Source organism: Pinisolibacter sp. DMC19, assembly GCF_056313985.1.
In genome coordinates, this window is sequence record NZ_JBQUZF010000001.1 from 318,810 (window position 1) to 331,672 (window position 12,863).

General features: G+C 70.5%; 13 protein-coding genes. 8 read left to right on the plus strand and 5 right to left on the minus strand.

Annotation, left to right across the window (positions count from 1 at the left end; translation table 11 throughout):
- Nucleotides 1-52: 52 nt before the first annotated feature.
- Nucleotides 53-334, minus strand: a complete 282-nt coding sequence (locus tag ACT53U_RS01420; protein WP_476152119.1) for a hypothetical protein — start codon at nt 332-334, stop codon at nt 53-55.
- A 381-nt stretch (nt 335-715) separates the two neighbouring features.
- Between ACT53U_RS01420 and ACT53U_RS01425 the strand changes: the two genes are divergently transcribed.
- The 3 genes from ACT53U_RS01425 to ACT53U_RS01435 all read left to right on the plus strand — a co-directional run bounded on the left by ACT53U_RS01425 (nt 716) and on the right by ACT53U_RS01435 (nt 4,797).
- Nucleotides 716-2,455: a 2-oxoacid:acceptor oxidoreductase subunit alpha gene (locus tag ACT53U_RS01425; protein ID WP_476152120.1), complete on the plus strand. Its 1,740-nt coding sequence runs from the start codon at nt 716-718 to the stop codon at nt 2,453-2,455.
- Nucleotides 2,452-3,303: a 2-oxoacid:ferredoxin oxidoreductase subunit beta gene (locus ACT53U_RS01430; RefSeq protein WP_476152122.1), complete on the plus strand. Its 852-nt coding sequence runs from the start codon at nt 2,452-2,454 to the stop codon at nt 3,301-3,303. Before ACT53U_RS01425 ends, ACT53U_RS01430 begins: the two co-directional genes overlap by 4 nt.
- A gap of 339 nt (nt 3,304-3,642) precedes the next feature.
- A complete protein-coding gene (locus ACT53U_RS01435; protein WP_476152124.1) occupies nt 3,643-4,797 on the plus strand; it encodes a YbfB/YjiJ family MFS transporter in 1,155 nt (384 codons plus the stop codon).
- A gap of 16 nt (nt 4,798-4,813) precedes the next feature.
- On the opposite strand, the gene ACT53U_RS01440 is transcribed toward ACT53U_RS01435, so the two are convergent.
- Nucleotides 4,814-5,983 (minus strand): pyridoxal phosphate-dependent aminotransferase, encoded by a 1,170-nt coding sequence (locus ACT53U_RS01440; RefSeq protein ID WP_476152126.1) that lies wholly within the window; start codon nt 5,981-5,983, stop codon nt 4,814-4,816.
- 57 nt (nt 5,984-6,040) lie between these two features.
- A complete protein-coding gene (locus ACT53U_RS01445) occupies nt 6,041-6,988 on the minus strand; it encodes a 2-hydroxyacid dehydrogenase (RefSeq protein ID WP_476152128.1) in 948 nt (315 codons plus the stop codon).
- 231 nt (nt 6,989-7,219) lie between these two features.
- On the opposite strand from ACT53U_RS01445, the gene ACT53U_RS01450 reads away from it, so the two are divergent.
- From ACT53U_RS01450 to aat, 5 genes are all read left to right on the plus strand, one after another.
- Nucleotides 7,220-7,978 carry a DsbA family protein gene (locus ACT53U_RS01450; RefSeq protein ID WP_476152130.1) on the plus strand — a complete coding sequence of 253 codons (759 nt, stop codon included), beginning with the start codon at nt 7,220-7,222 and terminating at the stop codon, nt 7,976-7,978.
- Between the two features lie 203 nt (nt 7,979-8,181).
- The gene (gene aroQ / locus ACT53U_RS01455) at nt 8,182-8,658 is read left to right on the plus strand and encodes a type II 3-dehydroquinate dehydratase (protein WP_476152132.1); all 477 of its coding nucleotides are present in this window, start codon (nt 8,182-8,184) and stop codon (nt 8,656-8,658) included.
- Nucleotides 8,659-8,666: 8 nt separating this feature from the next.
- Complete coding sequence (gene accB / locus ACT53U_RS01460) at nt 8,667-9,155, plus strand: acetyl-CoA carboxylase biotin carboxyl carrier protein (RefSeq protein ID WP_476152133.1); 489 nt, start codon at nt 8,667-8,669, stop codon at nt 9,153-9,155.
- Between the two features lie 20 nt (nt 9,156-9,175).
- On the plus strand, nt 9,176-10,525 hold the full coding sequence (gene accC / locus ACT53U_RS01465) for an acetyl-CoA carboxylase biotin carboxylase subunit (protein ID WP_476152135.1): 1,350 nt from the start codon (nt 9,176-9,178) through the stop codon (nt 10,523-10,525).
- A gap of 73 nt (nt 10,526-10,598) precedes the next feature.
- Nucleotides 10,599-11,294 carry a leucyl/phenylalanyl-tRNA--protein transferase gene (aat, locus tag ACT53U_RS01470; protein ID WP_476152137.1) on the plus strand — a complete coding sequence of 232 codons (696 nt, stop codon included), beginning with the start codon at nt 10,599-10,601 and terminating at the stop codon, nt 11,292-11,294.
- 215 nt (nt 11,295-11,509) lie between these two features.
- Here the strand turns inward: aat and ACT53U_RS01475 are convergent, their stop codons facing one another.
- Nucleotides 11,510-12,304, minus strand: a complete 795-nt coding sequence (locus ACT53U_RS01475) for a DUF2155 domain-containing protein (RefSeq protein ID WP_476152139.1) — start codon at nt 12,302-12,304, stop codon at nt 11,510-11,512.
- 116 nt (nt 12,305-12,420) lie between these two features.
- Nucleotides 12,421-12,831: an NADH:ubiquinone oxidoreductase subunit NDUFA12 gene (locus ACT53U_RS01480; protein ID WP_476152140.1), complete on the minus strand. Its 411-nt coding sequence runs from the start codon at nt 12,829-12,831 to the stop codon at nt 12,421-12,423.
- Between the last annotated feature and the right edge of the window lie 32 nt (nt 12,832-12,863).

Genomic DNA, 12,863 nt, shown 5'->3' on the forward strand with positions numbered 1-12,863 from the left:
GACGATGGCGCGAAGAGGCTGCGGTGAGAACCGACGGCGCGGCGCGTTCCGCTCAGTGCTCCGGAGGCAACAGCGAGGCGACCGACACCGGCGGCAGACCGTGCGAGGCCTCCTCGCCCGGAACCGGCGGCAGGAGCGGCATGGTGCGTCGGGCGGGGCCACCGGTGCTCGACACCGGAACGATCGGCTGCGGCGCCGGGGTCGCGGCGATCGGCGAGACGTAGTCGGAATCGAAATGCGACACGCTGCCCGACGAACATCCACCGAGGAGACCGGCCGTACCCGCCAGAAGACCGGACGCCAGGAGGCGCATGCGGAGTTTGGAAAGCGACATGACGATATCCCTGCGGTCGACGGAGAGGCGCCGCGCCTGCCCGCCTTCGTGGAAAGACGATCGAGTGCCGAACATTCGACGGATCGAATCAAGAAGTCGTTAATCTCTGGCCGGCGCGCGCTACCATCTGATCGATTGGTTGACCGAATCTGAACGCGGTCCCCGCCGCACACCGAAACGTGAACCCTCGGGCTCGAGGGCGGCTGCTCTCGGCTGAAAGTTTCATGCAAAATGTGTAATATGCGGGCGCGTTCTTGTTCCATGTCAAAGAAGCCCCCCGCCGCCTCGTGCGAGACGGTTCGGCGGCGGACGCGGAAAATCGGCTCCGCCGGAACGAAAGTGACCATATCGGGCCGACGGCCCAGCTGAGGATCGTTGTCGATGTCGAAGACGCGCAAGTCGATGGCCATCGTGATCGCCGGCAGCGGCGGCACCGGCGCCATCACCGCCGGCAGCACGCTGCTGGCGACGGCCGCCCGGGCCGGCCTCCACGGCCTGATGACCAAGCTCTCGGGCGCCCAGGTGCGCGGCGGCGAGGCGGCGGCGTTGATCGAGATCGGCCTCGATCCGATCGAGGCACAGCCCGATCGCTTCGACGCGCTGATCGCGTTCGACTGGCAGAACATCGACCGCTTCGCCCCCGAGATCCCGCTCGACGCCGACAGCATCGTCTTCTCCGATCCCAAGGCGGGCGACGTGCCGCCGGTGATCGCCGCGACCGGCGCCCGCATCGTCGTGCTGCCGATCGCCGAGATCGCCGCCTCGGTCGAGGGCGGTCGCCTCAACATGGTGGGCTATGGCATCGCCGCTGGTCTCGCCGGTCTCGCCGACGCCGACATCGAGGCGGGCGTGCGCGCCCAGATCGGCGCCAAGGGCGAGAAGGCGGTCGCCGCCTCGCTCGCCGGCGCCCGTGCCGGTGCCGCGGCCCTCGCCGCGACCGGCGCCTCCTTCGCGCTGCCGGAAGGCACCCGCCGACCGCTCTGGCTCTGCTCGGGCAACGACGCCGTCGGCCTCGGCGCGCTGCGCGGCGGCATCGAGTTCGTCGCCGCCTACCCGATCACGCCGGCGACCGAAGTCACCGAATGGCTGGCGGTCGAGATGCAGGAACACGGCGGCCGCGTCGTGCTGGCCGAAGACGAGATCGCAGCCATCAACATGTGCTGCGGCGCCTCCTTCGCCGGCGTGCCGACCATGACCATCACCTCCGGCCCCGGCCTCGCGCTGAAGGTCGAGACCATCGGTCTGGCGATCGCCGCCGAACTGCCGATGCTGATCGTCGACGTCATGCGCGTCGGCCCCTCGACCGGCATTCCGACCAAGTCCGACCAGGGCGATCTCGACATCGCGCTGCGCGGCACGCCGGGCGACGCCCCCCGCGTCGTCTATGCGCCGATGTCGATCGCCGACTGTGCCGCCACGACCGAACGCTCCGTCCACGTCGCCGAGGCGCTGCAGACCCCGGTGATGCTGCTCTCCGACCAGTCGATCGGCCAGACTCAGGCGATCATCGACATCCCCGAAAAGCGCCCGACGCCGCTGAAGCGCGTGACGGAACCGCTCGCCGACGGCGTCGACTTCCGCCGCTACGCCCTGACCGAGAGCGGCGTCTCGCCGATGCCCGCCCCCGGCCGCCCCGGCACCCAGTGGGTCGCCGACGGCCTCTCCCACAAGGAGAGCGGCCATCCCTCCAATTCCGCCGCCGACCACGTCGCCCAGCTGAACAAGCGCCTGCGCAAGCTCGAGAACTTCGACTGGGGCGACGACTGGGGCGAGGTCTACGGCCCGGCCGACGCACCCGTCGCCCTCGTCGCCTTCGGCTCGACCGTCGGCCCGGCCAAGGAGGCGGCGCGCCGCCTGACCGCCGCGGGCAAGCCGACGAAGGTCGTCGCGTTGCGGCTCCTCTCGCCCTTGCAGAAGACGCCCTTCGGCGCCGCGCTCGCGGGGACTTCCCGCGTCGTGGTGATCGAGCAGAACGCCTCGGGCCAGCTCTTCCGCCATCTGCTCGGCGAACGCGCGCTGCCCTCGCTGGCCGAGAGCTTCGCCCGTCCGGGTCCCGCCCCCTTCCGCCCTGCCGAGATCGTCGCCCATCTCGCCCAGCCGACCGCCGAGGCCGCCGAATGACCGTGCACGAAACGCCCCACGCCTGCCCGTCGCAGGCCCTCACCCTCAAGGACTTCAAGTCCTCGGTCGAGCCGATCTGGTGCTCGGGCTGCGGCGACTTCGGCGTCCTCCAGTCGCTCCAGCGCGCACTCGCCGAGCTCGGCCGGCCGCCGCACGAGGTGGTCGTCGTCTCCGGCATCGGCTGTTCGTCGCGGCTTCCCGCCTATACGACCGCCTACGGCTTCCACGGCGTCCACGGCCGCGCGCTGCCGGCGGCGACGGGTCTGAAGCTCGCCCGGCCCGATCTCCAGGTGATCACGGTCGGCGGCGACGGCGACGGCTATTCGATCGGCGGCAACCACTTCCTGCACGCCTGTCGCCGCAACGTCGACCTGACCTACATCGTCATGGACAACCGGGTCTACGGCATGACCAAGGGCCAGCCGTCGCCGACGACCGAAGCCGACTGGGACAGCGACGCCGCCCCCGGCGGCACCGGCGTGAAGCCCTTCTCGCCGCTCGCCATCGCGCTCGCCGCCGGTGCCAACTTCGTCGCCCGCGGCTTCGCCCTCGACGTCAAGCCGCTCGCGAACATGATCGTCGAGGCGGTGCGCCACCCCGGCTTCTCCTTCGTCGAGGTGCTGTCGCCCTGCATCACCTTCCGCCCGGAAGAGATGGAGTGGAAGAAGACGATCGAGCGCAACGTGGTGACGACCACCTCCGACCGCGCCGCCGCCACCGCCGCCATCCTCGGCGGCGCCGAGATGGCGACCGGCATCTTCTTCAAGGGCGACCGCGGCGCCTACGGCGCGGCCCCGACGGGCCACGGCGACGCCGAGAAGATCGCGGCGAAATTCGTGGTCGGGTGAGGCTGCGGTCGGCGTGTTCGAGACTTCGGAAGGGGCCCGCGAGGGCCCCTTTTCGTTTCGGACGAAGCACGGGGCGCCGGAATCGGGTGCGTGATGCTTCGAGACGGGCCGCCGATGGCGGCCCTCCTCAGCATGAGGCGTATGTGTTTGTATCGAAAACAAAAACCGCCTCATGCTGAGGAGCGGGTCGAAGGCCCGCGTCTCGAAGCATCGCGCACGGCCTCCCGCCATTCTCCCGTCTGCCGACGGCACCCCGCCCCGTTGTTCGCGGAACTGGACTTGCGTGGCCGCCGCCCCATGTCGGAGCCTGACCTTCCCGCACATCGCGAAAGATGCTCCTTGTCGACCGGCGACCCCGTCCTCTCCCCCCGCTCCGCCGCCGGTCTCGCCGCGCTGCTCGTCGGCCTCGGCTTCGGCCGCTTCGCCTATACCGCGCTGGTGCCCGGGCTGATCGGCGAGGGCTGGATCGATCCGACCGGCGCCGGGCCGCTGGCGGCGGCGAATTTCGCCGGATACCTCGCCGGCGCCATCCTCGGCGCCCCGCTCGCCCGCCGCTTCGGCACCCGCGCCACGCTGCGGCTGACGATGATCGCCACCGCCCTGTCGCTCGCCGCCGGCATGGTGCCGCTCGGCGCCGTGGTCCTCGGTCTCGCCCGCTTCGGCGCCGGCGTCGGCGGGGCGATCCTGATGGTGGTGGCGCCGACGACCGTTCTCCGCTTCGCCGATCCGGCCAAGCGCGGTGCCGTCGCCGGCATCGTCTTCACCGGCATCGGCCTCGGCATCGCCGCCTCGGGCACGGTCGTGCCGCTCCTGGCGAAAGCCGGCGTCGCCGTCACCTGGGGCGTGCTCGCGCTCGTCGCCGGCCTGCTCGCGGCCCTCACCTGGCGGGCCTGGCCCGACGTGCCCGTCGCCCCGGCCGCGCCGCACGACAAGGGCCTGCCGAAGGGCTTCCTGCTCTTCGCCTTCGCCTATTGCACCGACGCCGCCGGCTTCGTGCCGCACACGGTCTATTGGGTCGACTGGATCGCCCGCGATCTCGGCCGCGGCCTCGCTGCCGGCGGCCTCCAGTGGACCTTCTTCGGCCTCGGCGCCATGGCCGGGCCGATGCTGGCCGGCCGCGCCGCCGACCGCTTCGGCTTCCGCACCGCGCTCGCCGGGGGCCTCGCGATCAAGGCGGCCGGCGTCGCCCTGCCGCTCGTCGCGAACGGCTTCGTCGCTCTGGCCATATCCTCGATGGTGGTCGGTGCCCTGACGCCGGGTTGCGCCCTGCTCGCTTCGGGTCGCGCCGGCGAACTCGCCGGCCCCGCCCGCCACGCCCATGCCTGGGCCCTGGCGACCGCCGCCTTCGCCTGCGTCCAGGCGCTGGGAGCGCTTGCCTTCTCGCGCCTGCTGGCGGCGACGGGGTCGTACCTCGCGCTCTTCGCCGTCGGTGCGGCCTGCCTCGTGATCGGCACTGTGGCGGTGCTCGCCGGGCCGAAGACGGCGCGGGCGTGAACGCGCCCCTCTGCCCTCACCCGATCTTCGGCAGCCACGTCCCCATGCGCTCCACCGCTTCCTTCATGTCGGCCATGGTGCCGGCGAAGGAGAAGCGGACGTAGCCGTGACCGCGATGACCGTCGAAGTCCGGCCCCGGCGTCGCCGCGACCCCGGCCTCTTTCAGCATGCGACGGACGAAGTCGAGGCTGTCGTTGGAGAAGCGGCGGATGCTCGCATAGGCGTAGAACGCCCCGTCGACCGGTAGCAGGTCGTCGAAGCCGAGCCGCGGCAGGTGCTCGAGCAGATAGGCGCGGTTCGCGGCGTATCCCGCCTTGACCACGTCGAGCTCGGCGGTCGAGGCCGGATCGAAGGCGGCGAGCGCCGCGCGCTGCGAGATCTCGTTGTTGGAGAGCGTCAGGTTCTGCGCCAGCCGGTCGATCGGCTTGACCAGAACCTCCGGCATCACCATCCAGCCGATGCGCCAACCGGTCATGCAGTAGTACTTGGAGAAGGAGTTGACGACGATCGCCCGCGGGCTCGACGTCAGCGCCGTCGCCTGGGCGCCGTTGTAGACGAGGCCGTGATAGATCTCGTCGGAGATGAACCACAGGCCGAGATCGTCGCTCGCACGCACCAGCGCGTCGAGCGCCTCAGGCGTGTACATCGTGCCGGTCGGATTGGCCGGCGAGGCGACGAGGACGCCGGCGAGCGGCTTTTCCGCATGCGCCTTGCGCAGCATCTCCGGCGTCAGCGCCCAGCGCGTCTCGGGACCGCACTCGATCTCCACCGCCTCGAGCCCGAGGGCGGCGAGCAGGTTGCGATAGGCGGGATAGCCCGGCGTCGGCATGGCGACGCGCGCGCCCGGCGCGAAGGCGGCGAGGAAGGCGAGGTTGAACCCGCCCGACGAACCGGCGGTGATCGCCACCCGGTCGGGCGCGATCTCGACGCCGTAGGTCCGGGCGTAGTGCGCCGCGATCGCCTCGCGCAGCGGGCGGATGCCGAGGGCTTCGGTGTAGCCGAGGCGCCCGTCGAGGGCGCGCTTGGCCGCCGCGATCACCGGCGAGGGTGCGTTGGCACCGGGCTGGCCGACCTCCATGTGGACGACCCGATGGCCGGCGCGTTCGCGCTCCACCGCCGCCGCCAGCACCTCCATGGCGATGAAGGGCGCGACCTGCGAACGGGCGGACGGCATGAACGGCGACATCGGCGGCTCCTGTGGCGAGAGGAGGTCCTTCTAGCCGAAGTCCGCCCGGCTTGCACCTCACTCCGGGATCGGCGTCTTCAGCGTGCCCGTGGCGATCCAGCTCTCGACGTTGGCGAGCGTCAGGTCGGCCATCGCCCGCCGCGTCTCGACCGTCGCGGAGGCGACGTGCGGCAACAGCACGACGTTCTCCATTGTCATCAGCTCGGCCGGCACGTTCGGCTCGTCGGCATAGACGTCGAGACCCGCCCCGGCGATGTGACCGGCCTTCAGCGCCGCGATCAGCGCCGGCTCGTCGACCACGCTGCCGCGGGCGGCGTTGACGAGGAAGCTCTTCGGCCCCAGCGCCTCGAGCACTTCGGCGTTGACGATCCCCCGCGTCGCCTCGCCACCCGGGCAGAGCAGCACGAGCACGTCGGCCCAGCGCGCAAGCGATACGAGGTCGGGAAGATAGGTGTAGGCGACGGAGGGATCGGGCTTCCGATTGTGATAGCCGATCTCCATGTCGAAGCCGGAGCCTCGCCGCGCCAGCACCTTGCCGATGCGGCCGAGGCCGAGAATGCCGAGCTTCTTGCCCGAGACGCGCGTCGCCAGCGGAAAGCGGCCGGTCAGCCAGCCGCCGGCGCGCAGGAAGCGGTCGGCGGCGACGGTGCCGCGCATCGTGTCGAGGACGAGGGCGAAGGCGAGATCGGCGACGCAGTCGTCGAGCACCGCCGGCGTGTTGGAGACGGCGATGCCGTGGGCGCGGGCATGGGCCGTGTCGATCGCGTCGTATCCGACGCCGAAGTTGGCGATCGCCTCGAGCTTCGGCAGGGCCGCCATGGCGGCCGCGTCGAAGCCGCCGAGCGCCGAGGTGACGGCGATGCGGACCTCGCCGGCGACGGTGGGGAGCCGCGCCCTGCCCTCGTCGGTCCAGCCGCGCACCACGTCGCCGAGCGTGGCGAGACGGGCGTCGAAGTCGGGATTGACGGAGGTGGCCTGAAGGATGACGGTCTGCGAAGTGGTCATGGCGCGGGATCCTCGTCGATGGGCGCAGGATGGCGCGGCGGGTGCCTTCCCCGCAAGCACCGCCGACGCGCGACCGATCTGCGTCGACCGGGGGCGCGCACTCGCGACATCGTGACGGATTTCGCCGCCGCGCGCCTTCGTCTCGCCGGGCCGCTCCCCTATAAGGAGGAAAGCGATTCCGCACGCACGTTTCCGCGCGGCCATACGCGCGCCCACGAGGACCGACACTTCATGACGATCAAGCGCACTCTCCTCGCCGGCGTCGCCGCCCTCCTCTGCCTCGCCGCGCCGGTCGCGACCCGGGCCGAGGCGCCGCTCGACAAGGCCGCGGTCGAGAAGATCGTGCGCGAGTATCTCATCGCCAATCCGGAAGTGATCGCGGAAGCCATCCAGGCGCTCGAGACCAAGCAGGCGGCGAACCAGGCGGCCGAGCAGAAGGCGACGATCGCCTCCGCCGCCAAGCAGCTGTGGGACAGCCCGCGTCAGGTCGTGCTCGGCAATCCCAAGGGCGACGTCACCGTGGTCGAGTTCTTCGACTACAACTGCGGCTACTGCAAGCGCGCGCTGCCCGACATGCTGTCGCTGATCGAGAAGGATCCGAACGTCCGCATCGTCCTGAAGGAGTTCCCGGTCCTCGGACCCGGCTCGACCGAGGCGGCGAAGGTGGCGGTCGCGGTCAACCGCATCGCCCCGGACAAGTATCTCGAGTTCCACAAGCGCCTGCTCTCGGCGCGCGGTCAGGCCGACAAGACCAAGGCGATGGAGGCGGCCACCGGTGCCGGCCTCTCCGCCGCCGCGGTCGAGAAGGCGCTCGGCGACGCCGAGGTCGAGGCGACGCTGCAGGAGGTCTACGGGCTGGCCGGCAAGCTCGGCCTCTCCGGCACGCCGTCCTATGTCGTCGGCACCGACGTGGTGCCGGGTGCGATCGGCCTGTCCAAACTGCAGGCCCGCGTCGCCGAGGCGCGTTGCGCCACCACCAAGAAGTGCTGACGACGCAGCCCCTGGGGACGATCGGATGCGGGAATCGGGCGGGGCCTTGTTCCCGCGCCCGGCCGCGCCTATAAAGCGCGACGCGCGGCGCGACTGTCCGTGACCTCGGGGAAGCTCGACGAGCACCCGGAGCACGACGGTCGACGGTCGATCGCGTCCCACAAGGCCCGCCGATCTCCGATCGGCGCCGCCCGGAACACGAGATGCCCGACACCGTCTTCGTCCTGAACGGCCCCAATCTCAACCTCCTCGGTCTGCGCGAACCGGCGGTCTACGGATCGACGACGCTCGCCGACGTCGAGGCCGAGGTCCGGGCGGCGGGCGAGCGGCTCGGCCTTTCGATCGTGTTCCGCCAGTCGAACCACGAGGGCACCCTCGTCGACTGGCTCCACGAGGCTCGCGGCACCGCCGCGGGCGTCGTCATCAATCCCGGCGCCTATACCCACACCTCGATCGCGCTCCACGATGCGATCAAGGCGGTCGAGCTGCCGGTGATGGAGGTCCACATCTCCAACATCTTCGCGCGCGAGAGCTTCCGCCACCACTCCTACGTCTCGCCGGTCGCGGCCGGCGTCCTGTGCGGTCTGGGGACCCACGGATACGTGTTGGCGCTCGAAGCGCTCGCTCGCATCGTCGCGACCCGAAACGCGGCACCCTCCACTCGAACCCGAGACGAGTAAGACCAGCAATGGCCACGCCCAAGAAACCCTTCGACACCGAATTCATCCGCGATCTCGCGCATCTCATCGCCGAGACCGATCTCTCCGAGATCGAGGTGGCGCAGGGCGACCTGAAGATCCGCGTCTCGCGTTCGGTGCAGGTGGTGGCGCCCGTCACCGTCGCCGCCCCGGCCCATCACGCTCCGGCCCATGCGCCGGCCGCCGCCGCGCCGGTCGCCGCCGCCGCTCCCGCCGCCACGGGTGAGACCGACTGGTCGAAGCACCCCGGCGTCGTGAAGTCGCCGATGGTCGGCACCGCCTACCGTTCGCCCTCGCCGGGCGCCGCCTCCTTCATCGAGGTCGGTTCGACGGTGCGCGAAGGTCAGACGCTCCTCATCGTCGAGGCGATGAAGACCATGAACCAGATCCCGGCGCCGAAGTCGGGTACCGTCACCGCCATCCTGTTCGACGACGCGAGCCCGGTCGAATACGGCGAGCCGCTCGTCGTCGTCGAATGACGAAAGCTGCGCGGGGCCCCATGTTCAACAAGATCCTGATCGCCAACCGCGGCGAGATCGCTCTCAGAGTGCTGCGCGCCTGCAAGGAGCTCGGCATTCGCACGGTGGCGGTCCACTCCACCGCCGACGCCGACGCCATGCACGTCCGCCTCGCCGACGAGAGCGTCTGCATCGGTCCGCCGAAGGCGTCCGAGAGCTATCTCAACATCCCGCAGCTGGTCGCCGCCTGCGAGATCACCGGCGCCGAGGCCGTCCACCCCGGCTACGGCTTCCTCTCCGAGAACGCCCGTTTCGCCGAGATCGTCGAGGCGCACGGCATCAAGTTCATCGGCCCGTCGGCGGAGCACATCCGCATCATGGGCGACAAGATCGAGGCCAAACGCACCGCGCAGCGGCTCGGCATCCCGGTCGTTCCGGGCTCCGACGGCGCGGTCGAGACGGTCGAGGCGGCGAAGAAGTTCGCCTCCGAGATCGGCTACCCGGTGCTGATCAAGGCATCCTCCGGCGGCGGTGGTCGCGGCATGAAGGTCGCCAAGACCGCCGACGACATCGAAGAGGCCTACGAGACCGCCCGTTCCGAGGCCAAGGCCGCCTTCGGTGACGACGCCGTCTACATGGAGAAGCTGCTGCTGACCCCGCGCCACATCGAGGTGCAGGTGCTCGGCGACGGCAAGGGCGGCGCCATCCATCTGGGCGAACGCGACTGCTCGCTGCAGCGCCGTCACCAGAAGGTCTGGGAAGAGGCGAACTCCCCCGCCCTCAACGCCGAGGCGCGCGAGAAGATCGGCTCGATCTGCTCGAAGGCGATCGCCGACCTCGGCTATGCCGGCGCCGGTACGATCGAGTTCCTCTACGAGAACGGCGAGTTCTACTTCATCGAGATGAACACCCGCCTGCAGGTGGAACATCCGATCACCGAGGCGATCACCGGCATCGATCTGGTCAACGAGCAGATCCGCGTCGCCGCCGGTGCCGGCCTCTCGGTGAAGCAGTCGGACATCGAGTTCAAGGGCCACGCCATCGAGTGCCGCATCAATGCGGAGAACCCGGCGACCTTCACCCCGTCGCCCGGCCTGCTGACCTACTACCACCCGCCGGGTGGTCTGGGTGTGCGCGTCGACAGCGGCGTCTATCAGGGCTACCGGATCCCGCCCTATTACGACAGCCTGATCGGCAAGCTGATCGTCCACGGCCGCAACCGCGTCGAATGCCTGATGCGGCTGCGTCGCTGCCTCGACGAGTTCGTCGTCGACGGCATCGAGACGACGATCCCGCTGTTCCGCAAGCTGATCGACAACCAGGACATCGCCAACGGCATGTACGACATCCATTGGCTGGAGAAGTTCCTGGAGACGAAGCCCTTCGACTGATCGATCGGCGACGTCGGACGAATGCGACCCTCGACCGGAGACGGCCGGGGGTCTTTTCCCATCCCCCTCGCGAGTGACGCCCTTGCGCCCGCCCGAGCCGCGCCTCGATCCGGATCTCCTGCTGCGCGCCTATGCCGGCGGCATCTTCCCGATGTCCGAGAGCGCCGACGATCCCGAGCTCTTCTGGGTCGAGCCCGAAAAGCGCGGCGTGCTGCCGCTCGACGGCTTTCACCTGTCGCGCCGCCTCGCCCGCACGGTGCGCACCGAGCGCTTCGCCGTCACCTGCGACACCGACTTCGAGGCGGTGATCGAGGGCTGCGCCGCCCCGGCGCCGGGGCGCGAGGGCACCTGGATCAACGCCGAGATCCGCCGTCTCTACGGCGAACTCTTCCGCCGCGGCCACGTCCACACCGTCGAGGTCCGCCGCGACGGCAACCTCGTCGGCGGGCTCTACGGCGTCAGGCTCGGCGGCGCCTTCTTCGGCGAGAGCATGTTCTCCCGCGAGACCGACGCCTCCAAGGTGGCGCTGGTCCATCTGGTGGCGCGCCTGAGGATCGGCGGCTTCGTCCTGCTCGACGCCCAGTTCATCACCGCCCATCTCGCCCGCTTCGGCGCGATCGAGATCCCTCGCCGCGCCTACCGCGCGCGGCTGGCGGCGGCACTCCCGGTCGTGGCCGCGTTCCACCGCTTCGGCCGGCCGGGCGAGCCGACGTCCGGTGCGGCGGCGGTGGCGGCGATCCTCGGCGAGGCGGACGGCGCGGACCTGTGACGGTTCGAGCGCGGGTACGCGTCTCGAAGCATCGCGTACGAAATCCGAACCCTTGCGGGCCTTTCGCGGAGGCCCTTCATCCCGAGATGCGAGCGTGAGCGAGCCTCGTGAGGCACGGCCCCGTCGTGACTTCGCCCTCCGTGGCACGGTGTTGCCGGGCGCCTCCAGGGTGAAGCCGAACAGAAGTCGAGGATCGAAACGTCCTACGTCCGGTATCAGTCGTTCGTCTGGAAGATCACCGACGACGGCGGCTGCGAACGCGGCGCGGTACCGGCGCCGGAACCGGCCTGGATCGGCGCGCCGGTCGTGGGATCGACGGCGGCGGGCGCCGGCTTCTTGGGACGTTGCGGCTTCGGCGGCGCGGCGGCCGGATCGACGGCGGCCGTCGGGTTCGCCGGATCGAGCGTCGGCACCGGCGCGGCGGCGGCGGGCTTGGGCGCCGCCGGCGGCTTCGGCGCGGAAGCGGGCGCATCGGGCTTCTTGGGCGTATCGGCCTTCGGGGCATCGGCCTTGGCGGCCGGAGCCCCCGGCGCAGCGGCGGGTGTGCCCTGAGCCGCGGCCTTCTCGGGGGCGCCGTGGCAGTCGGTCAGCCACACGTCGTAGACCGCGTGGTCGACGGCGTGGAGACCGGGGCTGTCGGCGAACATCCAGCCGGAGAAGATGCGGCGGATCTTGTTGTCGAGGGTGATCTCGTCGACCTCGACGAAGGAATCGGTCAACGGCGCCACCGTCTGCGGCCGCGAGTAGCAGGCACGCGGCGTCACCTGCAGCGCGCCGAACTGCACCGTCTCGTCGATCGCCACATCGAAGGAGATGATTCGCCCGGTGATCTTGTCGAGGCCGGAGAAGACCGCGATCGGCTGGGCGATCTTGTTGGCGTCGTCGGGCAGCGCCGGCGCCGCGAGGTCGCGCGCCGCGGCGAGCGAGGGCACGAGGGCGACGCCCAGCGCCAGCACCGGCACGAGGCGGCGCAGGATCGGACGGGCGGAAGGGGACGGGCGACGCGTCATGTCGGGATCGAACGGGGCTCGCGAGGACGAAGAAGGCGCCCCGGCCGAAGCAGGGACGCCCATGGAGATGCACCGGTCTCGTGGCGAAGTCGAGGCGGAACCCCGACCCCCGCCGATCATTCCGGCTTCCAGGCCACGTAGTCGCCGGCCTGGGCGGCGCGCTTGGCGTTGCCGAGGAGCGAGCCCTGCGGGCGATGGGCATGCGCGGTGCCGGTCTGGTTCGGCAGATGCGGCTTCTGCCAGGGATGGGGCGCGTAGCCCTTCTCCTCGGACGGCGGCACGTCGGTGCGCTGATGCATCCAGCCGTGCCAGCCCGGCGGGATCTTGGAGGCTTCCGCCTCGCCGTTGTAGATCACCCAGCGGCGCTGGAAGCCCAGGCCCGGATCGATCGCGCCGCCCTTGGTGCGATAATACTTGTTGCCGGCCTCGTCCTCGCCGACGAGCTCACCGTGAAGCTTGGTGTGCAACCAGGCGCCGACCGTCTGGCCCTGCCACCAGGTGAGGATCAACAACAGCAGCTTCTTCATCGGCGCGCCCTCGGCCCCCGGCCCGCGATGCG